We start from the raw sequence: 26,343 nt of genomic DNA on the forward strand, positions 1-26,343 counted from the left end.
CTTATTGAGCAGCTCTCAGGGTGTCACGAAACCTGCGCATGTTTTCCTGATAGTGCAGCGCGCTTAGGGTAATCCGTTTTGCTGCGACCTCGTCCAGCTGGCGCACCACTTTGCCCGGAGCCCCCATCACAAGGGAATTATCCGGAATCTCCTTGCCTTCCGTGATCAGGGCCCCTGCCCCGATCAGGCAATTCCGGCCGATCCGGGCACCATTCAGAACAATCGCGCCCATTCCGATCAGAGTATTTTCTCCGATCGTACACCCGTGCAGCATCACTTTGTGTCCGATGGTGCAATTCGAACCGATCGACAAAGGATACCCGGCATCGATATGCATGACGCAGTTCTCCTGAACGTTGCTGCCTGCACCAACGCGGATTTCCTCGTGATCTGCGCGTATCGTGCAGCCGAACCAAACCGAGGCGCCCTGTTCCAGCACGACCTTGCCGATTAGGTTGGCATCGGGCGCAACCCACGTGTCCTCGTGAATTTCGGGCATGTGCTCACCTAACGCGTAGATCGTCATGACAGCCCCTCGAATTCGTTTTGAAGCTTGCGCACGTGCTGTTGCAGATTTGGCTGTTGAATACGGCGCATCCGTTCGGCGCTGACAATGGTCTTCAGCTTCTTTTCGGTCGCCTCAAGATCGTCATTGATCAGGACATAATCGTAATAGCCCCAGTGGCTGATCTCGTCCCAGCTTTTGAGCATCCGCCGTGCGATAACTTCATCGCTATCCTGTCCACGCGATTCCAGACGGCGGCGCAACTCAGGGATCGACGGCGGCAGGATGAAGATCGACAGCGCGTGTTTACCCAAATCCGAATTGCGGATCTGAACCTCACCTTGCCAATCCACATCGAACAGAACGTCCTTGCCCGCGTGAATCGAGCTACGCACCGGATCAGCGGGTGAGCCGTAGAAATTGCCGAAAACATGCGCATGTTCCAGCATCTGGCCATTGGCGACCTTCTGCTTGAACTCGTCTTCTGAAAGAAAATAGTAATCCCGCCCATGTTCTTCTCCCGGACGCGGGGCGCGGGTTGTGGCCGAGACCGAAAACTCAAGGTCCTTGTCCCAGTCCATCAGCCGCTTTGCCAGGGTGGATTTGCCTGCCCCGGACGGGGAAGACAGGATGATTAAAAGGCCTCGGCGATCCGCCATATCAGTCGTTCCTATCTTTATTCTACGTTTTGCACTTGTTCGCGCATCTGATCGATCACCGCCTTCAGTTCCAGCCCGACAGCCGTTAGTTCCGTACTCTGAGCCTTGGAACACAGCGTGTTGGTTTCGCGGTTGAATTCCTGCATCAGGAAATCAAGCTTGCGTCCGACAGCCCCTTCTTGCCCAAGCAGCTCTCTTGCTGCGACGACATGTGCAGACAGGCGGTCAATCTCTTCGGTAATGTCGGCTTTGACCGCGATCAATGCCAGTTCCTGTGCGACGCGATCCGGGTCCGCGCCCTGCGCGTTGTCCAGTACGTGCGCCAGATTGTCCCGCAATGTCGCGGCCATCTTGTCCTTACGATGCACGGCCAGATCAGCGGCCTGAGCTGTCAGCGCCGCAACCTGATCCAACTGAGTATTCAGCACAGTAGCCAACGCTTCGCCCTCGGCCCGGCGCATATCGACAAAAGCGGCCAACAGGTCTTTGAAATCTTCGGTCAGGCGCGCAACCAGCGGAGCGGGATCATCCGCATCTGCGGTCGCATCCAACATGCCTTTCAGTGCCAAAATGTCCGAGGCGCGCGCCGGTTCCAGAGCGATACCGCGCGCAGCTGCCATCTTATGTGTTTGTTCCAAAGCGCTCAGGGCAGCGGCCATAGCGACCTCGTTCAATGCCAGTTCCGAGGCAGAGTCCTCGCGGGTCAGACGCATTGAAAGGGTCACATTCCCACGGCTCAGGGATTTTGACAGCGCGGCCCGAAGGGTCACCTCAAGCCCGGTCAGCCAATCAGGGACGCGCAGGCGCATATCAAGGCCTTTGCCGTTAACACTGCGCAACTCCCACGTCCAGCTGTGCGGTCCGTATTCCCCCTTCCCCGAGGCAAACCCGGTCATGGATCTGATCATGACTGTCCTTTCCTGTGACCTTACCCATTTGGATGTGTGCTGCACCTAATGCGATTGGCCGGTGCAGAGCAAGAGTTTGCTGAGGCCGCATTTGTTTGGCGTAAGTTAACCATTCGTTAAAGAATTGCTCCAAAATTGAATAAACCCGAGTCAAACTACCCCTGGTAATGGCTTGCAGGCCACAAATGCTCCGGTTGTGTTGCATTTTATGAAAATGGCGGCCAATTGACGTAAGGGTGAAGAAAATGAAAACCTTTTTCGGGACTGGTTCCGGGTCAGAATTTGGAAAGATCGTCGCAATGGATCGCTTTGACAGTGGGCGCAGCCTTACGCCGATCCGCCAGGCCGAGGCGTATTGGACTGCATTGCTGAGCGGTGACGGTGTTCCGATGCGGTCTCAGGTCGACCCGCGTGGACTGGAAAACATACTTGAATATACTTTCATTCTTGAACGGATCGCCCCCGGACTGGCCCGGTTTCGCCTTGCCGGAAGCCACTTGAACGCGCTTGCGGGGATGGAGGTTCGCGGTATGCCTGTGACAGCCTTTTTTCAACCTGATGACCGCGCCAGTCTTAAGGACGTTCTGGAGCAGGTATTTGCAGCACCCGCCGTTGCCGAACTGGGGCTGAATTCAAGCGGGATACTGGGACGTACCCGGATGCAGGCCTGCATGATCCTTTTGCCGCTCAAAAGCGATCTGGGCGACGTCAGCAGGGTTCTGGGCGTCATGGTTGCGGATGGTGCGATTGGTAAAACCCCACGCAGATTTTCGATTACGGATACGCGGATCAAATCGTTTTCGGAAGTTCAGGCACCAGTTCCTGCTGTGCCTCAAACCGTTGACGGTTTTGCCGAAGACCAAACGGATTTCAAACGCGCGGCCAAACACCTTCGTCTGGTCGTGTCGCGCGATGACTGAACCAGTTTGAACACCCGGAACAAAAAAACAGCGGACCGTTGGCCCGCTGTTTTTCCATCTTTTCGCACGCTTAACTTGCGGCGCGTTTTGATCCGTTACGGCGTAGGTTGGTCAGTTCTTCCGCCACAAGGAACGCCAGTTCCAGCGACTGAGACGCGTTCAGGCGCGGGTCGCAGGCGGTGTGGTAACGATCCGACAGATCCTCTTCGGTCACGGCCCGCACACCACCGGTGCATTCGGTAACGTCGAGACCGGTCATCTCGAAATGAACACCGCCAGGGATCGTGCCCTCGGATTGATGCACACCAAAGAAATCGCGCACCTCACGCAGGACAGAATCGAACGGGCGGGTTTTGTAGCCCGTGGCCGACTTGATGGTGTTGCCGTGCATCGGGTCGCACACCCAGGTCACCTTGGCCCCTTCTTCCTTCACGGCCTTGACCAGACGCGGAAGGTGTTCACCCGCCTTGCCTGCACCAAAGCGCGCGATCAGGGTCAGGCGGCCCTCTTCATTTTCAGGGTTCAGCTTCGACATGAGAACCTTGAGGTCTTCTGCCGTCGTCGTCGGACCACATTTCAAACCGATCGGGTTCAGAACGCCACGACAGAACTCGACATGTGCGCCGTCAGGTTGGCGTGTACGGTCGCCGATCCAGATCATGTGGCCAGACCCGGCCAGCCAGTTGCCCGAGGTCGAATCCAGACGAGTCAGCGCCTCTTCATATTCCAGTAACAGACCTTCGTGACTGGTGTAGAATTCAACAGTCGAGAATTCGTGCGTCGTGTCTGCCGTGATACCAGCCGCTTCCATGAAGTCGATGGTGTCCTGAATGCGGTCCGCAACTTCGGAATACTTCTGAACGTCCTGTTCGTCGGTAAAGCCCAGCGTCCACGAATGAACACGGCTCATGTCGGCGAAGCCACCGGTTGAGAAGGCACGCAGCAGGTTCAACGTGGCCGCCGCCTGCGTGTAGGCCTGCAACATCTTTCCGGGATTCGGAATCCGCGCTTCGGGCGTGAACGCCAGTTCGTTGATGATGTCACCCCGGTAGCTGGGCAGTTCTATACCATCCACAACCTCGGTCGGGGCGCTGCGCGGCTTTGCAAATTGACCGGCCATGCGACCGACCTTTACCACCGGCACCTTGGCACCATAGGTCAGAACCATCGCCATTTGCAGCATCACCTTGAAGGTGTCACGGATCGCATCGGCGCTGAATTGTTCAAAGCTTTCAGCACAATCCCCGCCCTGAAGCAGGAAGGCCTCGCCGCGACCGGCGGCACCAAGATGTTGCTTGAGGCGCCGCGCTTCACCGGCAAAGACCAGCGGGGGATACTGCGAAAGCTGGGCCTCGACCTTGGCCAATGCGGCCGCGTCGGTATAGTCTGGCATCTGAACCCGGGGCTTGTTGCGCCAGTTCGACTTTTGCCATTCGGTCATAGCTTTGATCTCCGCTGAAGTGTTCAGGTCGCCTCTATACAAAAAGCAATGAAGAGTGACCATATCCCATTTGCGCCTCTTGACGCCGCAAACAAGCTTTGATCATGGTGACTGCCAAATACGTCGCCGGATACTAGGTTTTCCCGCGCAGAATTAAGGACATTTTGTCATGCAAGTGCAACGCCAAGCAGTCACGGTGGAAAATGCTGGGGCCACACCCCGCCATTTCGTTTTTGTCCTGCTGGACAAGTTTTCGCTGCTGTCTTTTGCGTCGGCGCTCGACAGCCTGCGCATCGCAAACCGCATGGCCGACAAACAACTTTATACATGGACGCTTTCAGGTGAAGGCGGAGATTCGATTTCATGTTCAGCCGGAACCGAATTCAAACTGGATCGTGACCTGGACGAACTGCAACGCGACGATGTCGTTCTGATTTGCGGGGGCGTTGACGTACAAGCCGCGACCACCAAACGCATTCTGAACTGGTTGCGGCGCGAGGCACGGCGCGGATTGCGGATCGGTGGTCTGTGCACGGCTGCTTATACCTTGGCCAAGGCCGGCCTGCTGGACAACAAGCGCGCCACGATACATTGGGAAAACTCAGACAGTTTCATCGAAGAATTCGATGAGGTCGAGTTGACGAAAGCTGTCTTTCAGATTGACGGCGGTCGTATGACGACGGCTGGAGGGACCTCGTCTATCGATCTGATGCTCAAGTTGATTGCAGACGATTTCGGCGAAGACCTAGCAAATGCGGTGGCGGATCAGATGATCTATTCGTCTATCCGGACAGATCAGGACACGCAGCGCCTATCTACACCGACACGGATTGGCGTACGTCACCCCAAGCTGAGTCAGGTCATCCTGATGATGGAAAAGAACATAGAAGAGCCGATCTCACCTTCGATTCTGGCCAAGGAAGTCGGCATGTCGACCCGCCAGCTTGAGCGTCTGTTCAGGCGCTATCTCAGCCGCTCGCCCAAGCGGTACTATATGGAACTTCGCTTGCACAAGGCGCGGAACCTGCTGATGCAAACGGATATGAGCGTCATCAACGTAGCCCTGGCCTGTGGGTTCGCTTCGCCCAGCCATTTCTCAAAATGCTACCGCGCGCATTACAACACAACACCTTATCGCGAACGCGGAGCGCAAAGCGGGCGGCTATCGGTGTAAGGTCACTCCGCTGGAGATATTCTGTAAATTGCCCCCTTCCCAACCGAAATAAACCAGATCGACCCGTCTGGCGCTTCGACGATATCGCGGACACGCTCGGTTTCAGGGCTTCTGATCTGTTCGGCCTCATGCATTGGATCGCCCTGGAGTCGGGCGATATAGTCAAATTTCAAAGATCCTACGAAAACATCACCTGCCCATTGCGGCCAGAGCTTGCCGGAATAAACCAGCAGGCCGGACGGCGCGATGGAAGGATCCCAGTAGTGAGCTGGCTGTTCCAGCCCCTCTTTGGCTGTACCTTCCCCGATTTTTTCACCTGAATAATGCGTACCATAGGAGATGACGGGCCAACCATAATTCCGGCCTGCGCGGGGTTGGTTGATTTCATCTCCACCCCGCGCCCCGTGTTCCGAGGTCCAAAGTCGGCCAAGCGCGTCCAAGTCCGCGCCCTGCGGATTTCGATGGCCGTATGACCATATCTCGGGTTCGATATTCGATTGCCCGACAAAGGGGTTATCTGCCGGAACCGTCCCATCGCGGTTGATACGAATGACCGAGCCCATGGGATTGGACCGATCCTGTGCATTCTCCGCCTGCCCCCGGTCACCGAGGGTCACGAACAATGTCCCGTCCAGCGCTTCGACCACACGACTGCCAAAATGCCGACCACCCGTACCACCGGGCGATGCCTCGAAAATTACTCGGAAGTTCTGAAGGTTTTTGCCAGTCTCGGACAGGTGCGCAACCGCAACCGCAGTCCCTGCACCGTCGCCCTGAGGTTTTGCGAAGGTCAGAAAGACCTCTCGGCTTTGATTGAAATTGCGCGAAATCGTGACGTCCAGCAATCCGCCCTGCCCCAAAGCCGCAACCATTGGAACGCCTGAAACATCCCCAACTTGTCCATTTCGCACATACAGCAACCTTCCATCCCGTTCCGTGACGAGGAAGCTTTCATCGGGCAAAATGCCAACCGCCCATGGGGTCTCCAGCCCGCCGACCATTTCTTGCAGCTGGACCATCCCGGCTGAAACCGACAACGTTTGGGCTGCGGCATTCCAGGCGCAGAGTGAGAAAGACAGAATCATCGCCGTCCTGAACATTCTGGTCCCTTTCGGTGACAATCAGGGGTGAGTCCCAACAAAACAGATAGATTTTCAACCGAAAAAGACACGTTTGCGTTAGGACTTTTCTTTTCCGAACAGCTTGCCTAGGGTCGTCGCCAGAACGAATACGTTCACAACTGGGAGTAACCATATGAAAAAGCTGCTTACTGCAACTGCAGCAACTGCATTGCTGGCCGGCGCAGCCATGGCCGAAGATGTCAAACTCGGGATTTTGATCGGCTTTACCGGCCCCATAGAATCGCTGGCCCCTGCCATGGGGTCGGGTGCTGAGCTGGCAATCGCCGAAGTCAACGAATCCGGCAAGTTTATGAACGGTGCCAGCGTGGCTGGTGTACGTGCCGATACCGGCTGTATCGACAATGGTCTGTCCACCTCGAACGGCGAGCGTATGATCGCTGACGGCGTTGCAGGCATCATCGGCGGCGACTGTTCAGGTGTAACCGGCGCGATTCTGCAAAACGTTGCCATTCCAAACGGCATGGTCATGATCTCGCCTTCGGCGACCTCGCCCGGCCTGTCGACCATGGAGGACAACGGCCTGTTCTTCCGCACCGCACCGTCGGATGCGCGCGAAGGTCAGGTTATGGCTGATATCCTCAAGGATCGCGGCATCAACTCGATCGCGCTGACCTATACCAACAACGACTATGGCAAAGGTCTGGCCGATGCGATCCAGACGTCCTTCGAGGCGGTTGGCGGTGAAGTGACCATCGTTACGGCGCATGAAGACGGCAAGGCCGACTATTCGGCTGAAGTTGGCGCGCTGGCCTCGGCCGGTGGCGACATTCTGGTTGTCGCGGGTTATCTGGACCAGGGTGGTCTGGGCATCATCCAGTCGTCGCTGGACAGCGGTGCGTTTGACACCTTTGGTCTGCCCGGCGGCATGATTGGCGACTCGCTGCCCGCAAATGTCGGCCCCGACCTGAACGGCTCGTTCGGTCAGATCGCCGGGTCGGGTGGTGAAGGTGCAGAAAAGTACTTTGCACTGGCCGAAGCAGCCGGATTTGACGGTTCGTCGCCCTATTCGCCCGAATCCTATGACGCGGCAGCGCTGTTCATGTTCGCCATGCAAGCCGCCGGTTCGACCAACCCGGCAGATTACGCGGGCAAAGTTATGGACGTCGCTAACGCACCGGGTGAAAAGATCTATCCGGGTGAACTGGCTAAAGGTCTGGAACTGCTGGCCGCCGGTCAGGACATCGACTATGTCGGCGCGTCCGGTGTCGAGTTGATCGGCCCCGGCGAAAGCGCAGGTTCATACCGCGAGATCGAAGTGACCGACGGCGAAAACAAGACCGTCAACTTCCGTTGATCCCGCATATCAAACCATAAAATCAAACAGCCCGGGCCTTGTGCCCGGGCTGTTTCAATGACAAAAGGCTGCACCTCGTTTCACGGGGACAAGGCAAGGGGATACCATGATCGTCGTCGAGGACGTGCATAAGCATTTCGGCGGGTTTCACGCGGTGGACGGGGCGTCGCTGGAAATCCAAAAAGGGTCGATCACCGGCCTGATCGGGCCCAACGGGGCCGGAAAAACCACTCTGTTCAATGTAATCGCCGGTGTTTTGCCCCCGACCAGCGGCAAGGTGGTTATGGATGGTGAAGATATCACCGGCCTGCCCCCGCATGAGCTGTTTCACAAGGGTTTGCTGCGCACGTTCCAGATCGCGCATGAGTTTTCGTCGATGACCTGCCGCGAAAACCTGATGATGGTGCCCGGTGCGCAATCGGGTGAGGCGCTGTGGAATACCTGGTTCGGACGCAAGCGCATCGCTGATGAAGAGCGCGCGCTGAAAGCCAAGGCAGACGAGGTGCTGGAGTTTCTGACCATCGAACATCTGGCCGATCACAAGGCCGGTCAGGTTTCGGGCGGTCAAAAGAAACTGCTGGAACTTGGTCGTACCATGATGGTGGACGCCAAGATCGTATTTCTGGACGAGGTCGGAGCAGGCGTGAACCGCACCCTGCTGATGACCATCGCTGATACGATCCTGCGCCTGAACAAAGAGCGTGGTTATACGTTCGTCGTCATCGAGCACGACATGGATTTCATCGGCAAGATCTGCGACCCGGTCATCTGCATGGCCGAGGGTAAGGTTTTGGCCGAGGGTACTCTGGATGAGATCAAGGCAAACGAGCACGTGATCGAAGCTTATCTTGGCACCGGCCTCAAAAACAAAGACAAGCTGGAGGCCCAGACATGACCGCTGGTATGAGCGACAACCCCTATCAGGACGACAAGGGCAACAAGGACGCATCGATTACCAACACGCAAGGTATCGGAACAATGACGCCTGCCCATCGTAAAAGCGGGACGACTCATCGCGTTGAAGGCGGCCCGTTTCTGATCGGCGACACCATGACCGGCGGTTATGGCAAAGGCCCGGACATCCTGCACGACTGCACCATTGCCGTGGACAAGGGTGAGATCGCAGTCATTGTCGGCCCCAACGGTGCGGGCAAGTCAACGGCGATGAAGGCCGTGTTTGGGATGCTGGATGTGCGCGCCGGCTCTGTACGCCTGGACGGCGAGGATATCACCAGCCTCACCCCACAAGACCGCGTGATCCGCGGTATGGGCTTTGTTCCTCAGACATCGAACATTTTCACCTCGATGACTGTCGAGGAAAATCTGGAAATGGGTGCCTTTATCCGTCACGACGATTTCTCGGACACAATGGAGCAGGTCTATGATCTGTTCCCAATTCTGCGTGACAAACGCAACCAACCTGCCGGCGAACTGTCTGGCGGTCAGCGCCAACAGGTTGCCGTGGGTCGCGCGCTGATGACGCAACCCAAGGTCCTGATGCTGGACGAGCCCACCGCAGGTGTCTCACCCATCGTGATGGATGAGCTTTTTGACCGCATCATCGAGGTCGCACGCACCGGCCTGCCGATCCTGATGGTTGAACAAAACGCCCGCCAGGCACTGGAGATTGCCGATAAGGGATATGTGCTGGTTCAGGGGCGAAACGCCTATACCGGTACGGGCAAGGAATTGCTGGCTGATCCGGAAGTGAGAAAGAGTTTCTTGGGCGGTTGAGGATTAGGTTTTTTCTCGTATTTCCGATGGCTTGGCTACTCCAAGCATCCGTTCTTTGGGCAGCTTGGGACCAATACGGATTCCCGACAAATTGTAGCATGTACGCTGCGTGTGAAGAACAAGTGTGCGCGCGGGCAAGTTTGCCGCTTTCTTCGCTTTTTTTGAGCCGTGAGAACAACGACTATTTTCTGGAATAAAGTGAAGATCGACGTGTCAAACTAGGGTACTTTGAAAATTACGCTCAGGCCAAAACATACATTAAACAAAATCCTAAACCCGACTATTTTATCGTTATCGTGCCCAACGGTGAAATTGCTGACGCGTTTGGTATGAACCTCGTCCCGATAAGTAACTGGGGTCACAATGCGTTTCTGTCTAATCGAATGACAAAAATTAGTTGCAGCGCCATTCATGGGGGTTTGTACTAAGGAATTCTTCGACGTCCTTGTGACGCTCGCCAACTTCGTTCTTGTTCCCGCAATCGACTGAAGCCACCAGTCTTGCAAAACATGCAGATTGATCTCGGTATCCAACAGTCTCATGTCCTCGATCACCATCCCAACAATTCCACGCCTCGGCTGCAATCCGGTCACATTGGGCGTTTAGCGCCGGGCACTGTGAAGGAAACGGTTTCCCGGTCAAACAACTCAAGTTCCGTGAAATCAAGCGAACCTTCTGAATGAAAAACCTGTTCAGGACACAAAAATGAAAAAATGGATGTGGGTGGCCGTCGCCACTTTGTGCACAACCGCAGCAACTGCGGAAGAGCGCCACTTTGTCTGCGTTTCAGACCGCGACGGCAGTGAAGTGCGCCTCAAACGGGCGTCGGAAGGAGACAAGGGCATCATCGAAACCACACGTGTTTCTGGCGATGCGATGGTCTTCAAAGGCGTTGGCAACATGACGTTTGTCTATATCCAGGGCGATGAGGTCATGACCTTTGTCGTGAACTATGACGACATGACCTTTGATCTCTCGATCAAAGGCCCCAACGCGGGGACTGATCGCGGCGCTTGTACTGAAACAAACGCCTGAGCCTCCTTCCGACCATCTCGACCACGCACCGGAATTGACCGGTGCGTGACTGAGCCGAGCTTGATGTGGAAAGTCCGTCCTTCTTGAAAGTTTTTCTAGGGTTTTTTCGCTACCAGCAGGAAAATATCACGATAAATCGCGTGCAAAACATTGTGCCCGCGCAGACCGTTATGCCATAAGGTCGCACCCGGACAGTGAGAAGAAATAATGGACTTACTCAACGCGCTTGTTGCGCTTGCCAACTTTGTCATCGTGCCTGCGATTGCCTATGGCAGCCAGCTGGCATTGGGAGCGCTTGGCGTGACCCTGATCTACGGCATCCTGCGGTTTTCGAACTTTGCCCATGGTGACACCATGGCCTTTGGGGCGATGATCGCTGTGCTTGTCACTTGGGGCTTACAGGCCGTTGGTGTCAGCTTTGGGCCGTTGCCGACTGCCCTGCTCGCCCTGCCCTTTGCCATCCTTGGCTGCATCCTGCTGGTGTTGGTCACAGACCGGCTGGTCTACCGCTTTTACCGCGAACAAAAGGCCAAGCCGGTTATCCTTGTGATCGTATCAATGGGTGTAATGTTCATCATGAACGGTTTGGTGCGCTTTATCATCGGGCCGGATGACCAAAAGTTCTCGGATGGTGCAAGATTCCTGATTTCCGCGCGTGACTTTAAATCCATGACAGGCCTACAAGAGGGGCTGGCTATCAAGACCTCGCAAGGGATTACACTGATAGTGGCCGTTATTGCCGTGGCCTTGTTGTTCTGGTTCCTCAATAAAACACGAACCGGGAAATCGATGCGCGCCTATTCCGACAACGAGGATCTGGCGCTTTTGTCCGGCATCAACCCTGAACGTGTTGTGATGATCACCTGGATCATCGTGGCCGCCTTGGCGACCACAGCGGGTGTTCTTTACGGGTTGGACAAAAGCTTTAAACCCTTCGTCTATTTCCAGCTTCTGCTGCCGATATTCGCTTCGGCCATCGTGGGTGGCCTTGGTAACCCACTGGGCGCAATTGCAGGCGGGTTCATCATCGCGTTTTCCGAGGTGACGATCACCTATGCCTGGAAAAAAGTACTGACCTATGTAGCCCCGGAAAACCTGGAGCCGTCCGGATTGGTCCAGCTCCTGTCCACCGATTACAAATTCGCTGTCAGCTTTGTCATTCTGCTGATCGTGCTTCTGTTTAAGCCCACGGGCCTGTTCAAGGGGAAAGCAGTATGACCGAATCTGTCAAAAACACTCTGCTTTTCATAGCTGTTGGCAGTCTCATTCTGCTGACCGGTTTCACGCAAAGTTGGAACACTGCCGTTCTGATCCTGAACATGGGGCTGATCTCGGCCATTATGGCGATCGGTGTAAACCTGCAATGGGGCTTTGCGGGCCTGTTTAACGTAGGGGTCATGGGCTTCGTCGCGCTGGGCGGTCTGGCCGTGGTGCTGGTATCAACAGCGCCTACCCCGGGCGCCTGGGGCGCAGGCGGTTATGGTATCGTTCTGTCCTTGCTACTGGGGGCTGCCACCGTTGTTGCAGCCGTACTGGTGGCAACAAGAATGCCCAAAGGCCGGGTGCAAACGCTCACAATAATCACTGTCCTTATCGTCGGCTTCTTCCTCTACCGGGCCGTGTTCGACCCCAATGTTGCCGCGGTCGAGGCCATTGACCCGGCGATTGCCGGTAACATCGGTGGACTGAACCTGCCCGTTCTGCTGGCCTGGCCTGCCGGAGGTCTGCTGGCTGCCGGGGCGGCGTGGCTGATTGGCAAAACCGCGCTAGGGCTGCGGTCAGATTATCTGGCGATTGCCACTCTGGGTATCGCCGAGATTATTATCGCCGTCATGAAGAACGAGGACTGGCTGGCCCGCGGCGTGAAGAACGTCTATGGCATCCCGCGTCCCTCCCCGGTTGTCGGTTATGAAGTTGACTTGCAGCAAGATCCGGCTTTTCTTGCCCGCGCCGAATGGCTGGGGCTGGATCCGGTCACTGCATCCACCCTCTCGGTGAAACTTGGGTATTCGCTGCTGTTCATGCTGGTTCTTCTGGTGCTGCTCTGGATGGCGCAAATGGCGCTGAAAAGCCCGTGGGGCCGTATGATGCGCGCTATCCGCGACAATGAAATTGCAGCCGAAGCGATGGGCAAGGACGTCACCCGTCGCCACTTGCAGATTTTCGTATTAGGGTCGGCCATTTGCGGCATCGCAGGCGCGATGATGACCACTCTGGACGGACAGCTGACGCCGGGCACCTACAATCCGCTGCGCTTTACCTTCCTGGTTTGGGTCATGGTGATCGTTGGCGGTTCGGGCAACAACTTCGGGGCTGTTCTGGGTGCGTTCCTGATATGGTTCTTGTGGGTTCAGGTCGAACCGATTGGCTTGTGGTTGATGAGTGTGATCACTGCAGGCTTGCCGGATGGCAGCGCGCTGAAGGCACATCTTATTGATAGTGCCGCACATATGCGCCTGTTCACGATGGGCCTGATCCTGTTGATTGTTCTCAGATTCAGCCCAAGGGGTCTGATCCCCGAGAAATAGGTCCGCGCCACGTTCCAATGTGCAAAACCGCGCCACTTATCTGGCGCGGTTTCTTGATTCTTAAGGTTTTTCTGAATAAACGAACCCACCACAGTGTTTTCGATTTGCGGCAGGTTGCTGGCACTCACCCTCGCCTATGCCGTTTCAATCGATCAACAAGACGAGTAGACAAGAGTAGAAAATGAAAGCACCACATCTGAAATCACTCATTCTGTTTCCGGCTATTGCGGTCGCGGTATCCGCTTGTGTCCCCAGCCCCGAAGATCTTGAGACGACGCCCGTCAAGGTTCAGACACCTAAAGGTGTCGTGACCTGTCAGTTGTATCGTCAGGATCGCGTCACCTGGGACCGTGCAATCGACTTCCCAGCCACGAAGATGTCTGTTCCCGAGGCTGACGCCTATTGTCGCCAGGAAGGCCAACGCCGACTGAAGTAAACGCTGTAGCGCCCACCAAGGACGCTACGTTTTTACCTGTTGCGAAACAATCCGCCGAGGATACCGCGCACGATCCGGCGCCCGGTTGTGCCCTTAAGCTCTTTGATCACCGCTTCGGTCATTGCCGTGGCAAACGTGTCCTGCTTGCGCTCACCCCGGGAGGAGGACCGGCCGACCCGGCTGCCCGAATATCTGCGGGCCGAAGAGTATTCGCGTTCGATCGGCGATTGCGCTTCAAGAACTTCGTCGGACTCGGCCCGTTCCGCTGCAATGGCCGCAGCTTGGGCCCGCGCCTGAAGAATCTCGAAGGCAGATTTTCGATCTATGCTCTTGTCGTATTTCCCTGACATCGCCGAGGCGGCAAGGATATCCCGGCGTTCGGCATCTGAAATAGGCCCCAGCTGAGATCCCGGCGGCCGAATAAGTGTACGCTCGACCACGCCCGGAACACCTTTCTTTTGCAGCATGGAAGTGACGGCCTCCCCCACACCGACTTCGCGAATTGCCGTTTCCGTGTCAAAAGTCGGGTTCTCGCGATAGGTTTCAGCGGCCAGCCGTAGGTTCTTTCTGTCCCGCGCCGTGAATGCCCTTAATGCGTGCTGTATACGGTTGCCCAGCTGTCCAAGAATATCTTCCGGGATATCACCGGGGCTCTGAGTGATGAAGTATACACCCACACCCTTTGAACGGATCAGGCGGGCGACCTGTTCGACCTTGTCCACTAGAACCTTTGGCGCATCGTCGAACAACAGATGGGCTTCGTCAAAAAAGAACACCAGCTTTGGTTTTTCGGGGTCTCCGACCTCTGGCAGCTCTTCGAACAGTTCACTCAACAGCCACAACAGGAACGTTGCATATAGCCGTGGGGCTGCCATCAGCTGGTCTGATGCCAGAATGTTCACCATCCCCTGCCCGGCTTCGTCAGTTCGCATCAGATCGGCCAGATCCAGCGCCGGTTCGCCAAACAATTTTGTTCCGCCCTGATTCTCGAGGACCAACAGACGTCGCTGGATTGCCCCGATTGATGACGTGGATACATTGCCATATCGCAATGACAGTTGCGCCCGATTCTCTCCGATCCAGACCAGCAGCGCCTGTAGGTCCTTAAGGTCCAGCAACGGCATCCCTTCTTCGTCGGCCACGCGGAATGCGATATTTAGGATACCTTCCTGCGCCTCGCTCAACTCCAGTAACCGCGACAGCAACAGCGGGCCCATTTCTGTCACCGTCGTACGCACGGGATGGCCCTGTTCACCGAACAAATCCCAGAATGTCACCGGGCAGGCAGAATAGGCAAAATCCTCGAACCCGATCCGGCTGGCCCGGTCCTGAAAGGCCTGATGCAGTTTGTGGGCCTCGCTTCCGGGAAGGGCCAGACCAGACAGATCCCCTTTCACATCCGAGAGGAATACCGGGACACCCGCCTGAGAAAAACCTTCTGCAAGAATCTGCAATGTCACGGTTTTGCCGGTACCAGTTGCCCCGGCAATCAACCCGTGGCGGTTGGCATATTTCAAAGCCAGTTCCTGCGGCTGGCCATAGTTTTTACCGCCACCGCCCAAAAAGATATTCGTGCCCATTAACATTGCCTTATTGTTCACCGATCTGCCGCCAGCATACAAAGTTAACCTTTGACTGCGATAGTCTATTTGCCTTGCATTGCGGGGCAGACTTCCTCCCTGTCGACTGGCCGTGCCTGCTGGCACGGCCTTTTTGGTTTGGCCATCGGATTATTATTCTGGCGCATAGATTAAAAAATGAGGATAGCTGTTGACCCGTGTGCGCCCCTTCCGTAGGGTTTGCGCATAAATAAGTCGGCCAGTCCGACGGGGAGAAACTTATGGGGAAGGGAGCTGGTCGAACAGCTCCCTTTTTCTAACCTCCGAAGGTGCGGTTCCGACCTCAGGCAAGAATCCGTTCACGTTCGCAAAGGCTGTTCTGTTAGTGCCTGACACTGGTTCAGAAGAGTGTTAAACGAAGCAAAAAGATCAATCATCAACCCGAGGCATTCATGTTCAAGAAAATCCTCTCGTTCAACACGGTCGCCGCTGTTCTGCTATCCGGCGCAGCGTATGCACAAGACACAACCACAACCGCGCCAGACGCCGGTCTGGACCTTGGTCAGGAAGGCCCCCGGGTCGGAGAACAGTTCGTAAAGGAAGAATTCGGCGATTGGGACGTATCCTGTATCAAGGCACAGGAAGGCGAGGATCCTTGCGCCATCGTTCAGGTTCTGGAGGGTAAAAATGGTGATCCGATCGCAGAAGTATCCATCGGGAAACTGCCAGAAGGTGGTGCCGCCGTTGCTTGGGCAAATGTGATCGTACCCCTCGAAACTCTGCTGCAAGCTCAGCTGGCCCTGTCAATCGATGGCGCGCCGCGTAAATTGTACAACTATCACCAATGCGTTCCCGTGGGCTGCATCGCGCAACTGGGTCTAAGCCAAGGGGATATCGACGCGATGAAAGCTGGAACCAAAGCGACGTTTTCACTGGTTCCCGCCCGTTTCCCGGATCAGGTTCTTGAAATGGACATGTCGCTCTCCGGCTTCACATCGGGCTTTGACGTTCTGAACGTCAACACAAACTAAGAAATAACATCCGTGGAAGCCGCCGTATTATTAACGGCGGCTTTTTCACTAAACCCGCTTCAGGGCCAGTACAGCATTCAACCCACCAAAGGCGAATGCGTTGCTAAGCGCGACGTCGACCTTTGCTTCGCGTGCTTCGTTCGGTACCACGTCCAACGCGCATTCCGGGTCCGGTTCCTCATATCCAATCGTGGGTGCAATGACACCGTCCCGCAGTGCCATGATGCAGGCCAGCAATTCCACCGCGCCGGTCCCTCCAATCAAGTGGCCGTGCATGGATTTCGTGGACGAGATCATCAGATCGTCGGCGTGTGGGCCAAATACGTCGGCCACGGCTGCGCATTCGGTCTTGTCATTTGCAGCTGTTCCGGTGCCATGCGCGTTGATATAACCCACATCTTTTGCGTTCAGCTTCGCATCGGCCAAGGCACCGGCCATGGCACGCGCGGCCCCTTGTTTGCTGGGCATCACAATGTCCGAGGCATCCGATGACATGGCAAAGCCGACAACTTCGCACAGTATTTCGGCCCCTCGGGCGCGGGCGTGTTCGTATTCCTCAAAGACAAAGACGCCAGCCCCTTCGCCCTGCACCATTCCGTTGCGGTTGGCACTGAACGGGCGGCACGCGTCTTTCGACATCACGCGCAGACCTTCCCAGGCTTTTACACCGCCGAAACACAACATAGATTCGGACCCGCCCGTAACCATGACCGGAGCCGCGCCACTACGCACCATCTGAAAAGCCTGAGCCATCGCATGGTTTGATGACGCACATGCCGTCGACACGGTGAAACTGGGGCCTTTTAGGTTATGTTCCATTGAGACATGACTGGCGGCTGCATTGTTCATGAGCTTTGGAACGACAAAGGGGTGTACCCTGTTCTTCCCATCCTCATAAACAGAACGGTAATTGTCATCCCAAGTCGAAACACCACCACCCGCGGTTCCCAGAACAACACCTGATCTTGCTGCCAACTCGCCGTGAAACTCGATGCCCGACTGCTCAATCGCCTCTTTGGCTGCCGTCAGGGTGAATTGCGTGAAGCGGTCGTACAGCGACATCTGCTGTCGGTTGAACCGCCCTTCCGCCTCGAAACCCCGGACCTGTCCGCCGATCTTGATGGCCAACCGATCAACATCCCGGAATTCAAGTTCCGAAATACCACAACGACCTTCGCGCATTGCTTCCAGCGTGTCAGGGACCGAATGGCCCAGCGAATTGATCGTACCTGCTCCGGTAATGACAACGCGTTTCATGAGCGTTTGTCAGACCTTTTCCGACACAAGCTTTTCGATCCCAGAGATGATCGCGGCCACATTGGAGATATCGAAGTCATTGGCCTCGGGCTCGTTGGCATTGAAAGGAATCGAAATGTCGAACTCTTCCTCGATGGCAAATATGCTTTCGACCAGCCCTAGGCTGTCGATACCCAGATCTTCCAGCGTGCTTTCGGGCGTTACATCCGATGGCTCCAGAACGGCCTGCTCTGCAATGATCGCGATGACGCGGTCGCTGATGCTCATGTCGATCCCCTGATTATCAGTTTGAGGTTGATTTAATCGCTCGGGGTCTGTTTGAAAACAGCCTTTTTCAATGCCTCGACGTCGCGTGCCATACGGGGCAAACGCCGTTGTGCCTTGTAGATGTCAGTATGCGTTTCCATTTTGACGCCGGGATACCCCATGATCACGCGACCAGCGGGCACGTTGGACAGTATCTTAGTGCCGCCTCCGGCAATAACCCCATCCCCGATGAATATGTTGTCGACAACGCCAGTCTGACCACCCAGAACCACGTTGTTTCCGATCTCAACCGAACCCGACACACCAGTCTGACCGCACAACAGGCAGTCCTGACCGACGCGGGTGTTGTGCCCGACATGGACCAGATTATCCAACTTGGATCCGTTGCCGATAAACGTGTTTCGGATCGTGCCGTTATCGATAGTACAATTCGCACCGACTTCGACGTCATCACCGATTTCCACAGCACCCAGTGAATGAATGCGCAGCCAGCTCTGTGCTTTGGCCTCACCCTGATCGCCCATTGTCTTGCGTACATTTTCGACACCCGAGACTTCGGGTGTTACAAAACTGAACCCGTCCCCGCCGATCCGGGCACCGGGTTGCGCGATAAAACGATCTCCGATCTGCGCCCGTGCGCCAATGCTGACCATTTCGCGCAACACCGCCTGGTCGCCCAATATGGCGTCCATTCCCACCACGCACTGTGCCCCTATGACAGAGCCTGCGCCAATACGGGCGCGCGCGCCCACAACAACCAACGGACCAATCGCCACATCCAGACCAATTTCAGCGGTCGGGTCTATCACGGCCGAGGGGTGAATCCCCGGCTCGACCCCTTGCCCCCGGTCCAGCATGGAAGTGATACCAGCCATCGCCATACGGGGACGTTTTACAAAAATCGCCGCACGCAATCCCATCGCCTGCCAGTCGGCTCCCTCCCAAAGGACGGCCGCACGAGCGGCTCCGTTGGTAAGCGCCTCGGCGTATTTCGGAGACATAGCCATCGCCAGATCTGTCGGGCCTGCATCGCCCGGTTCCGCAGCGCGCACGATCGTCAGGCCGCCATCGCCATGACATTCTGCCCCCAGAGACTCGGCAATCTGTTGTACGGTAAACTGCATGGCGGGCTTCCTTTTGGCAGGATTTGCCCTGTGCTTACCCCTGAACGTCCGGCAGGGCCACCCCTGCCTTTTGCAAGGCTTCCCAAATCTTGCCGTCCCGCCCATAGACATCGCGGCGATACTGCACTTCGCCTTTGGGCCCGATGTAGGCCGTGCGGTAAATCAGATGCACCGGAACTTTCTGTTCCAAATTGACTTTGGTCTCTTTTCCGGTGTTCAGAACGCGATGGAAGAATGCCTTTGGATCTTCCTCTTGTTTGGCCAGCAAGGCGTAAGCAAATTCAAAGGGCTGGGCCAAGCGGATACACCCATGTGAAAAGGCCCGAACCTCACGCGAGAACAGGTTTTTCTGTGGAGTATCATGCAGATAGATGTTGTGCTTATTGGGGAACATGAACTTCACCAGACCCAGCGCATTGCTTTGACTGGGCGGTTGACGCATTGCGAAGGGAAAATTTCTGGTCGTGAACTGGGTAAAGTCAACCGCACCCCGATCGACCTGCCTGCCGCTTCTGTCAGTAATCAGAATATGGCCCACGGAATTCGGGTTTGATTGCAGTTTCGGCAGGTATTCCTTGGTCACAATCGAGCGGGGAACATGCCAGCTTGGGTTGATCACCATATGCTCCATCTCATCCGAAAATTCCGGACTTCTGCGATCATGCACATTTTTACCGATGACTGCGCGGGTTTCAAAAGTGACTTGCCCGTCGTCCACGATCTTGGCCGTGAAATCGGCTTGGTTCACAAGGATATGACGCGTGCCGCGTTCCCGAGGCAGCCAGCGTTCGCGTTCCAACGCAACGTAAACGGCTTTTAACCGGTCTGTGGCTGGACGGTTAATTTCGGCAATCGTCCCCTTGCCCGCCACACCATCGGTTTCAAGCCCATGCGCGGATTGAAAGGCACGAACGCCTTCAAGCAACGCGCTGTCGAAAGACGGGCTGGCGGACGGTTTCATGTAACCCATCACCACCAGACGGTCGCGCAGCTTGACAACATTCGGTCCCGTGTCGCCGTATTCCAGTTTGCTTTCGGGAACTGTTGGCCCCCATCCCCCTTGAAACACTAGCTTTTCCAAGGACAACTTCTGCTTCATCAATGCGCGGTATTGATGTGATTGCGGCGCCAAGACTGTAAAGTAGGCCGCGCCTTGAGTGCTTATTCCCTGCAAATGCTCAACAGTGCTGCGTCGTTCTACGGACCGAACCAGCCCATCATCCACACTGCCGGGCCGGATTGCGCCCGCATAAAGCGCGTCAGCATATTCGACAAAGATACGGCTAAGTTCTGCTTCAACCGCACCGAGATCGCGCGCCGAACGGGCCCTTTCCATCTTTTCCATCATGGCAGCAACAATTGGCTCGGCCTGTGGAAGGCCGTGCAGATGCCCAGTCGTAAGCGCCTTGATCAGCGCCGCCCGGCGTTGAGTGTGTTCAGGCGTATCACCGACCCAAAGCGGCGAAAATCCGTTCGCCCGGTAGAACTCAACCAGTTGCGGCGCCTGCTGAGTATGTTCAGCCATCGCCATCTGAAACGCAGTTCCTGGCGCAGCTTCGGACGACGCATTGGCGACGGATGCGGTAGCAACGAAACACGCGGCAAACAGGATGCTGGTACTGGTGCGGAGAACAGAAAACATAGGATAGCCTTGGAATTCAATAGGTTGAACTGGTGATTTATACGTCGAACAACTATGCAGTCGCGCCAGAACGCTTGTCCACTCACGATATCCTTACCAAATCGCTTCTTCGTGGGCCTGATGCGCGTTTGCATCGGCTGCGCGGCCCAAAGCCCACAACTGCGAAATATTTGTGATGCTCTGTGACAAATGCGCAAAAAACTGCCGAAAATTCCCCCTTGAAAAGGTGAAGATGAAACACTTCTTGGCCGTCGATTCCGATTGTGCCATAAATCCCGCATCTGGGATGGGAATAATTAAGACAGTGCACGTAACATCGTGTGCAGGCAGGAACAGTACGGGACGAAACCAAAATGACTGAGAGCAGTTCCTCGGGCTTGACCCGACGTGCCCTATTGGGAGCGTTTGCAGCAACGGCAGTCGCAGCAGCCCCCACCTACTCCAACGCAGCAGGCTTTTTACGCGGTGGCGGCGACATCCGTCGCATTCGTATGTATTCCGGTCGCACTGGCGAACGGTTGGATATGATCTATTGGGTCGATGGTAAGTATATCAAAGACGCTGTCAAAGAAGTGAACAACTTCATGCGTGATTGGCGCACAGATCAGGTAAAATCCATCGATTTACGCACGATTGATATCATGGCGGCATCACACAGCCTGCTGGATGTCAACGAACCCTACATGCTGTTGTCCGGCTATCGCTCACCTCAGACCAACGCAATGCTGCGTTCCCGGTCCCGCCGTGTGGCGCGCAACTCGCTTCACATGGAAGGGCAAGCAGCTGATTTGCGCCTTGCCTCCCGCTCGGTATCGCAGATGGCCAAGGCGGCGATGTCGTGCCGCGCAGGCGGTGTTGGTCAGTATTATGGATCGAACTTCGTACACATGGATTGCGGCGTGGTTCGCACCTGGCGCGGGTAAAACCTGAACACATCGGTTCTGTTTGGAACTTTTGACTGACTGAGTTTCCCACTCGGTTTTCTAACATTCGTGGCTATTGGCGGCAGAGCCGCCAAATCAGCTACTACAATAACTCCCGATACCCGACAGCGAATCCCTCCCTCAAATACTGCAACTCAGCAGAATTTTTGCACTCATGGGCCGTTGTGATGACTGCACGATCAACGCATTAAGCAATCCAATCGACAAGTCCGCTGTTCAGGGCTTCCGATTTCAATCCGACGTTGAATATTGGGTGGCGCACCTGAGAGGATTCGAACCTCTGGCCTCTGCCTTCGGAGGGCAGCGCTCTATCCAGCTGAGCTACAGGTGCCTTGGCCGTTAGCTAACCTTGTTCCAATCCGGGTGCAACTGCAAATCGCGATTGCCGCACCCTTATCGAGATCAAAATCAGGCAAACAGATCATGCGCCAATTCAAGCGCTTCGATCAGCGTATCTACTTCATCGGTAGTGTTATAGAGACCAAAACTGGCGCGGCATGTTGCCGTCACCCCCAGGTGGTCCATCAGCGGCCCTGCACAGTGGTGACCGGCACGAACCGCAACACCTTTCTTGTCGAGAATGGTAGAAACGTCGTGTGCATGGCCAGCACCGTCCAGCGTAAAGCTGAAAATCGCTGCCTTGTCCGGGCGAGTGCCCTGAACCTGCAACCAGTTCAGTCCGGTCAGACGTCGCATCGCGTAATCGCGCAAGCTGGATTCATGGGCAGCGATGTTTTCCATCCCCAAGTCCATCATATACTCCAGCGCTACGCCAAGTCCGATCGTCTGTACGATCGCCGGCGTGCCGGCCTCGAACTTCATTGGCGGGTCATTATAGATGACCTGATCCTTGCTGACCTCTTTGATCATGTCGCCGCCACCGATAAAGGGGCGCATCTCGGCCATGCGTTCGGATTTGATGAAAATCGCACCCGACCCTGACGGACCATAAAGCTTGTGGCCTGTGATTGCGTAGAAATCGCACCCAATCTCTTCAACATTTACTGGCATGTGAACGGCACCCTGACTGCCATCAACCAGAACCGGAACGCCCTTGGCATGTGCGCCGTTAGTTATGGCTTTCACATCCACGACCGTACCCAGCACATTCGAGCAGTGCGTCACAGCAACCAGCTTGGTTTTCGGCCCGATTGCATCGATTACCGCCTGAGGGTCAAGCCCGCCCTCTGCGTCGACATCGACCCATTTCAGCACAACGCCCTGTCGTTCGCGTAGGAAATGCCAGGGTACGATGTTTGCATGGTGCTCCATCACACTCAGAACGATCTCATCCCCCGCTTCTAGTCGCGGCATAGCCCAGCCATAGGCGATCAGGTTTATCCCTTCGGTGGTACCAGAGTTCAGGACGATCTCATTCTCGTTCGATGCCCCCAGAAACCGCGCGATCGTGCCACGAACGGCCTCGTATTTCTCTGTCGCAAGATTGGACAGAAAATGCAGGCCACGATGGACATTCGAATACTCCTCGGCATAGGCTCGCGTCACCGCGTCAATGACCACCTGAGGTTTCTGAGCCGAAGCACCATTGTCGAGATACGTCAAAGGCTTGCCATTCACCTGACGCGACAGGATCGGAAAGTCAGAGCGGATTTTCTGCACATCATACATAAGAGTGGTATTCCTAGACGGGCCCGGTTGGGCTTAGAAACAGAACAAAAGGGATGGCGACAAGGGCTGACAACACAATTACCGCAAAGGATTTCCAGAGCGACCCGAGCTGATGCGCTTCGTTCAGAAAATGAAGCGTGACGTAAAGGCTCAGGATTGCTGTCGCCAACAATGTCATCATCATCAGGAACGGTAGGGTCAGGCTCAAGATCAGCGTCACGACCAAGGCGGCTATTTGCAGGAATTGCAGCCAGATCGTCAGAACCATCAGATCATCGAACTTCGCCAGACCTCCAAGCATTCGCCCGACCAACAGGAACGCGACAATGCTCAGCATCATGGCCCCGGCCGAGCGCACTAAAACCATGGGAATGCTTTCGAGCGCAGGAGAGGGTTGACCTGCCGCCATTGTTATCGACAGATCAATTCCCAATTGGACAACGCAGTTCAAAACGACGGCCAGCGCAAATGCCAGCCAAAGCACTTCTCGCCCCAGCTTGAGCGCCATCAGTTGACGCGCCGCTTCGGCCGGGTTCTTGATCGTCAAGACCGCCAGATTTCCCAGAAAACACGAATTCATTAGACGGACCTTTGCACTTGTCTGAGACCTGATACCCAGAACCAGACAAAAACAGCAACCCAGGCGAGACCTACAAACGTCAAGGTAGGCCCTGGCCCGATGAACCCGGCGACAAGGCCGTTCAGCAGAACCAGCGGCGCAGAGGACAACAGCGCCCAGAACAGTGCCAGGCGCGCACCATAAGCGCTTCCCTGCCCGCCAAACAGGCGTGCCGCCCAATGAGATACCAGTGCCAGCGTGTAAAAAACCAAGGGCAGAATGAACACTGATCCAAGCAAAGCACCACCCAGAAGCATATTCAGCTCAACGCCTTCCAAATGCGCCTTGCGCGCAAGGCCAGGCATCTGGGCGATGAATGCCACCACACAAAACGCCATGACAAAGATCAGCGCCCGGTCTTCTCGTTGACCCATATCCAAAAGCCTGCGCACCACGCGCCCCGGCCCCCGGTACGTTGCCAGGATATCCGACGACAGCGCCATCAGCTTCGGCGCGCCAGCCACCCTTCCAGACGGCTTACGATTTCATCTGCCAAAGCACTGTCTTCGATTTCGTCCACCGCTTCGGCCAGGAACGCCAGCGTCAACATGTTGGTCGCGTCCTTGACCGGTACCCCCCGTGACCGAAGATAGAACAGCGCTGTTTCGTCAATCGCCCCCGAGGTTGAGCCGTGGGAACACGCCACGTCATCGGCGTAGATCTCTAGCTCCGGTTTGGCGAGGAACTGGCTGTCATCATCCAAAAGCAGCGATTGGCTGATTTGGTAGCCATCAGTTTTCTGAGCCCCTTCCTTTACAAGGATCTTGCCCTGAAACACTCCGGTCGCACCGTTGCGCAGCACTTTCTTAAAGACCTGACGGCTTTCGCAATTTACCGCGTCATGGGTGATGAACACCGTGTCATCATGGTGGAAATCACCATCCCCAACACAGGCCCCGGCCACATGCGCCACAGCATTGTCGCCGGTCAGTTCAACAACCTGTTCGTTGCGGGTGAGCACTCCATTCGCCGTCAAGGTGAAGGACTTGTAGACCGACTCTGCCCCCAAACGCGTGAACATATGGGTCGCGGCGCGACGTTCATGGTCCCTGCCCTGCGCCCGCACATGATGCAGCGTCCCCTTGTCGGCAATTTCAATTTCCATGCATTTGTTGAAACGCGACGCCGCCGGGCCGGATTCAAGAATTGTCACCTCGGCCCCGCTTTCCACGCGAATAACGTGATGGAGGATCGCATCGGATGTCGGCGAGGCATGACGATAGATCAGGTTGATCGGTTTAGAGGGTTTGCCCGTAACGTGAATGGCAACGCCGTCCGACGCAAAGGCCGTGTTCAATGCAGCCAACGGACGTTGAACCGGGGACTGGCCACGCGCTTCCAGAACGCCATACAGGTCTTTTGCCCAATGAATGTCTTTGCAGCAGATGTCTTCAATCCGGTCGATCTTGACACCATCCAGCGACAGTTCATCGGATTCCTCGGCGCTGAACACCCCGTCGACAAAGACTATTTTCAAACGGTCAAGGTCGTTAAAAAGTACCGGTTCATCATTGATAAACACCGCCGCAGGCAAAGCCTCGGCAGAAACCAGACTGTCGGGCTGAGTGTATTTCCAATACTCATCCCGGCGCCCCGGCAGCCCGGATTCCAGAACACGCGCCAAGGCGTCTTCGCGTGCACCACGGGTGCAGCCCGCGTCGGGCATGGTCAGCGCAGCCAGACGCGCCTCGGTTGCGGATTGTTTCGCTTGCGGCAAAGCCATCAGTTCACCTCGGCCAGAATGTCAGCATAACCGTTGTTTTCAACTTCAAGCGCCAGTTCAGGTCCGCCCGTCTTAACGATGCGACCATTGGCCATGATATGCACAACATCCGGTTTAATATGATCCAGAAGGCGCTGATAATGCGTGATCACCAGGAACCCGCGGCCTTCGTCCCGCAGGGCATTCACGCCTTCGGCCACCAGCTTCATCGCGTCCACATCAAGGCCCGAGTCGGTTTCGTCCATGATGCACATCTTGGGTTCAAGCATGGCCATCTGCAGGATTTCGTTACGCTTTTTCTCACCACCCGAAAAACCAACATTGACCGGACGCTTGAGCATTTCTGCGTCGATCTTCAGCGTCTTGGCCTTGGCACGCACCTCTTTCAGGAAGTCTGCGGCAGACAGTTCCTCTTCTCCACGGGCCTTGCGCTGCGCGTTTACTGCGGTGCGCAGGAACGTCATGTTGCCAACGCCGGGGATTTCAACCGGGTATTGGAAAGCAAGGAAAACACCCGCTGCCGCGCGTTCCTCCGGTTCCATCTCCAGCAGATCCTGACCGTCCAGAGTAGCCGAACCTTCAGTTACTTCGTACCCGTCGCGCCCCGACAGAACATAGCTGAGGGTCGATTTGCCCGACCCGTTCGGACCCATAATCGCGTGTACCTTGCCAGCCTCGACCGTCAGGTCCACACCTTTGAGAATCTGCTTGTCTTCTTCTTCAAGCTGTACGTGCAGATTTTTGATTTCCAGCATTTTTTGTCCTTTAGCGT

26 protein-coding genes and 1 tRNA gene are annotated in these 26,343 nt (G+C 55.8%); 11 read left to right on the forward strand and 16 right to left on the reverse strand.

Annotated features, from left to right (window positions below; translation table 11 throughout):
• Nucleotide 1: 1 nt before the first annotated feature.
• From AC2FLO_RS11905 to AC2FLO_RS11915, 3 genes are read right to left on the reverse strand one after another with little or no spacing between them, the layout of a single operon-like run.
• Nucleotides 2-526 carry a gamma carbonic anhydrase family protein gene (locus AC2FLO_RS11905; RefSeq protein ID WP_267365705.1) on the reverse strand — a complete coding sequence of 175 codons (525 nt, stop codon included), beginning with the start codon at nucleotides 524-526 and terminating at the stop codon, nucleotides 2-4.
• Nucleotides 523-1,164, reverse strand: coding sequence for a guanylate kinase (gene gmk, locus AC2FLO_RS11910; RefSeq protein ID WP_480584254.1), 642 nt, complete (start codon nucleotides 1,162-1,164; stop codon nucleotides 523-525). Before gmk ends, AC2FLO_RS11905 begins: the two co-directional genes overlap by 4 nt.
• Before the next feature lie 17 nt (nucleotides 1,165-1,181).
• A complete protein-coding gene (locus AC2FLO_RS11915) occupies nucleotides 1,182-2,072 on the reverse strand; it encodes a YicC/YloC family endoribonuclease (protein ID WP_496751789.1) in 891 nt (296 codons plus the stop codon).
• A 245-nt stretch (nucleotides 2,073-2,317) separates the two neighbouring features.
• Between AC2FLO_RS11915 and AC2FLO_RS11920 the strand changes: the two genes are divergently transcribed.
• Nucleotides 2,318-2,992: a PAS domain-containing protein gene (locus AC2FLO_RS11920; RefSeq protein WP_496804223.1), complete on the forward strand. Its 675-nt coding sequence runs from the start codon at nucleotides 2,318-2,320 to the stop codon at nucleotides 2,990-2,992.
• A gap of 70 nt (nucleotides 2,993-3,062) precedes the next feature.
• Here the strand turns inward: AC2FLO_RS11920 and AC2FLO_RS11925 are convergent, their stop codons facing one another.
• On the reverse strand, nucleotides 3,063-4,433 hold the full coding sequence (locus tag AC2FLO_RS11925) for a class II 3-deoxy-7-phosphoheptulonate synthase (RefSeq protein ID WP_496751787.1): 1,371 nt from the start codon (nucleotides 4,431-4,433) through the stop codon (nucleotides 3,063-3,065).
• 169 nt (nucleotides 4,434-4,602) lie between these two features.
• On the opposite strand from AC2FLO_RS11925, the gene AC2FLO_RS11930 reads away from it, so the two are divergent.
• Nucleotides 4,603-5,607, forward strand: coding sequence for a GlxA family transcriptional regulator (locus AC2FLO_RS11930; protein WP_267365697.1), 1,005 nt, complete (start codon nucleotides 4,603-4,605; stop codon nucleotides 5,605-5,607).
• 2 nt (nucleotides 5,608-5,609) lie between these two features.
• Here AC2FLO_RS11930 and AC2FLO_RS11935 read toward each other — a convergent pair whose 3' ends face one another.
• Nucleotides 5,610-6,707 (reverse strand): PQQ-dependent sugar dehydrogenase, encoded by a 1,098-nt coding sequence (locus tag AC2FLO_RS11935; RefSeq protein WP_496751786.1) that lies wholly within the window; start codon nucleotides 6,705-6,707, stop codon nucleotides 5,610-5,612.
• Nucleotides 6,708-6,861: 154 nt separating this feature from the next.
• On the opposite strand from AC2FLO_RS11935, the gene AC2FLO_RS11940 reads away from it, so the two are divergent.
• From AC2FLO_RS11940 to AC2FLO_RS11970, 7 genes are all read left to right on the forward strand, one after another.
• The gene (locus AC2FLO_RS11940; protein WP_209503916.1) at nucleotides 6,862-8,043 is read left to right on the forward strand and encodes an ABC transporter substrate-binding protein; all 1,182 of its coding nucleotides are present in this window, start codon (nucleotides 6,862-6,864) and stop codon (nucleotides 8,041-8,043) included.
• Nucleotides 8,044-8,149: 106 nt separating this feature from the next.
• Complete coding sequence (locus AC2FLO_RS11945; protein WP_209596275.1) at nucleotides 8,150-8,938, forward strand: ABC transporter ATP-binding protein; 789 nt, start codon at nucleotides 8,150-8,152, stop codon at nucleotides 8,936-8,938.
• Nucleotides 8,939-8,946: 8 nt separating this feature from the next.
• Nucleotides 8,947-9,777, forward strand: coding sequence for an ABC transporter ATP-binding protein (locus tag AC2FLO_RS11950; RefSeq protein WP_267366696.1), 831 nt, complete (start codon nucleotides 8,947-8,949; stop codon nucleotides 9,775-9,777).
• 705 nt (nucleotides 9,778-10,482) lie between these two features.
• Complete coding sequence (locus tag AC2FLO_RS11955; RefSeq protein WP_480584262.1) at nucleotides 10,483-10,812, forward strand: hypothetical protein; 330 nt, start codon at nucleotides 10,483-10,485, stop codon at nucleotides 10,810-10,812.
• Between the two features lie 207 nt (nucleotides 10,813-11,019).
• Nucleotides 11,020-12,030 carry a branched-chain amino acid ABC transporter permease gene (locus AC2FLO_RS11960; RefSeq protein WP_496751785.1) on the forward strand — a complete coding sequence of 337 codons (1,011 nt, stop codon included), beginning with the start codon at nucleotides 11,020-11,022 and terminating at the stop codon, nucleotides 12,028-12,030.
• On the forward strand, nucleotides 12,027-13,340 hold the full coding sequence (locus tag AC2FLO_RS11965) for a branched-chain amino acid ABC transporter permease (RefSeq protein WP_480919563.1): 1,314 nt from the start codon (nucleotides 12,027-12,029) through the stop codon (nucleotides 13,338-13,340). Before AC2FLO_RS11960 ends, AC2FLO_RS11965 begins: the two co-directional genes overlap by 4 nt.
• 181 nt (nucleotides 13,341-13,521) lie before the next feature.
• The gene (locus AC2FLO_RS11970; RefSeq protein ID WP_209503910.1) at nucleotides 13,522-13,776 is read left to right on the forward strand and encodes a hypothetical protein; all 255 of its coding nucleotides are present in this window, start codon (nucleotides 13,522-13,524) and stop codon (nucleotides 13,774-13,776) included.
• 32 nt (nucleotides 13,777-13,808) lie between these two features.
• On the opposite strand, the gene AC2FLO_RS11975 is transcribed toward AC2FLO_RS11970, so the two are convergent.
• On the reverse strand, nucleotides 13,809-15,356 hold the full coding sequence (locus tag AC2FLO_RS11975; protein WP_496751784.1) for a helicase HerA-like domain-containing protein: 1,548 nt from the start codon (nucleotides 15,354-15,356) through the stop codon (nucleotides 13,809-13,811).
• A 431-nt stretch (nucleotides 15,357-15,787) separates the two neighbouring features.
• On the opposite strand from AC2FLO_RS11975, the gene AC2FLO_RS11980 reads away from it, so the two are divergent.
• Nucleotides 15,788-16,366, forward strand: coding sequence for an invasion associated locus B family protein (locus tag AC2FLO_RS11980; RefSeq protein ID WP_496751783.1), 579 nt, complete (start codon nucleotides 15,788-15,790; stop codon nucleotides 16,364-16,366).
• A 48-nt stretch (nucleotides 16,367-16,414) separates the two neighbouring features.
• Here AC2FLO_RS11980 and AC2FLO_RS11985 read toward each other — a convergent pair whose 3' ends face one another.
• From AC2FLO_RS11985 to AC2FLO_RS12000, 4 genes are read right to left on the reverse strand one after another with little or no spacing between them, the layout of a single operon-like run.
• Nucleotides 16,415-17,623: a beta-ketoacyl-[acyl-carrier-protein] synthase family protein gene (locus AC2FLO_RS11985; RefSeq protein WP_267366704.1), complete on the reverse strand. Its 1,209-nt coding sequence runs from the start codon at nucleotides 17,621-17,623 to the stop codon at nucleotides 16,415-16,417.
• A 9-nt stretch (nucleotides 17,624-17,632) separates the two neighbouring features.
• Nucleotides 17,633-17,890: an acyl carrier protein gene (locus AC2FLO_RS11990; RefSeq protein ID WP_171723262.1), complete on the reverse strand. Its 258-nt coding sequence runs from the start codon at nucleotides 17,888-17,890 to the stop codon at nucleotides 17,633-17,635.
• A 32-nt stretch (nucleotides 17,891-17,922) separates the two neighbouring features.
• Nucleotides 17,923-19,014, reverse strand: a complete 1,092-nt coding sequence (locus AC2FLO_RS11995; protein WP_496751781.1) for a UDP-3-O-(3-hydroxymyristoyl)glucosamine N-acyltransferase — start codon at nucleotides 19,012-19,014, stop codon at nucleotides 17,923-17,925.
• A 34-nt stretch (nucleotides 19,015-19,048) separates the two neighbouring features.
• A complete protein-coding gene (locus AC2FLO_RS12000; RefSeq protein ID WP_496751779.1) occupies nucleotides 19,049-20,656 on the reverse strand; it encodes a L,D-transpeptidase family protein in 1,608 nt (535 codons plus the stop codon).
• A 353-nt stretch (nucleotides 20,657-21,009) separates the two neighbouring features.
• On the opposite strand from AC2FLO_RS12000, the gene mepK reads away from it, so the two are divergent.
• Nucleotides 21,010-21,579, forward strand: a complete 570-nt coding sequence (gene mepK, locus AC2FLO_RS12005; protein ID WP_480584274.1) for a peptidoglycan L,D-endopeptidase MepK — start codon at nucleotides 21,010-21,012, stop codon at nucleotides 21,577-21,579.
• Between the two features lie 275 nt (nucleotides 21,580-21,854).
• On the opposite strand, the gene AC2FLO_RS12010 is transcribed toward mepK, so the two are convergent.
• From AC2FLO_RS12010 to sufC, 6 genes are all read right to left on the reverse strand, one after another.
• Nucleotides 21,855-21,931, reverse strand: a tRNA-Arg gene (locus AC2FLO_RS12010).
• A 77-nt stretch (nucleotides 21,932-22,008) separates the two neighbouring features.
• The gene (locus AC2FLO_RS12015) at nucleotides 22,009-23,229 is read right to left on the reverse strand and encodes a cysteine desulfurase (RefSeq protein ID WP_480584276.1); all 1,221 of its coding nucleotides are present in this window, start codon (nucleotides 23,227-23,229) and stop codon (nucleotides 22,009-22,011) included.
• 13 nt (nucleotides 23,230-23,242) lie between these two features.
• Complete coding sequence (locus AC2FLO_RS12020; RefSeq protein ID WP_496751776.1) at nucleotides 23,243-23,809, reverse strand: YIP1 family protein; 567 nt, start codon at nucleotides 23,807-23,809, stop codon at nucleotides 23,243-23,245.
• Nucleotides 23,809-24,291 (reverse strand): YIP1 family protein, encoded by a 483-nt coding sequence (locus AC2FLO_RS12025; protein WP_496751774.1) that lies wholly within the window; start codon nucleotides 24,289-24,291, stop codon nucleotides 23,809-23,811. The genes AC2FLO_RS12020 and AC2FLO_RS12025 overlap by 1 nt, the downstream gene beginning before the upstream one ends.
• Nucleotides 24,291-25,571 (reverse strand): Fe-S cluster assembly protein SufD, encoded by a 1,281-nt coding sequence (gene sufD / locus AC2FLO_RS12030; RefSeq protein WP_496751772.1) that lies wholly within the window; start codon nucleotides 25,569-25,571, stop codon nucleotides 24,291-24,293. The genes AC2FLO_RS12025 and sufD overlap by 1 nt, the downstream gene beginning before the upstream one ends.
• Entirely contained in the window at nucleotides 25,571-26,326 is a 756-nt protein-coding gene (gene sufC, locus AC2FLO_RS12035; protein WP_267365769.1) for a Fe-S cluster assembly ATPase SufC, read from the reverse strand. The genes sufD and sufC overlap by 1 nt, the downstream gene beginning before the upstream one ends.
• Between the last annotated feature and the right edge of the window lie 17 nt (nucleotides 26,327-26,343).

Source organism: Ruegeria sp. TASC047 (assembly GCF_059612445.1).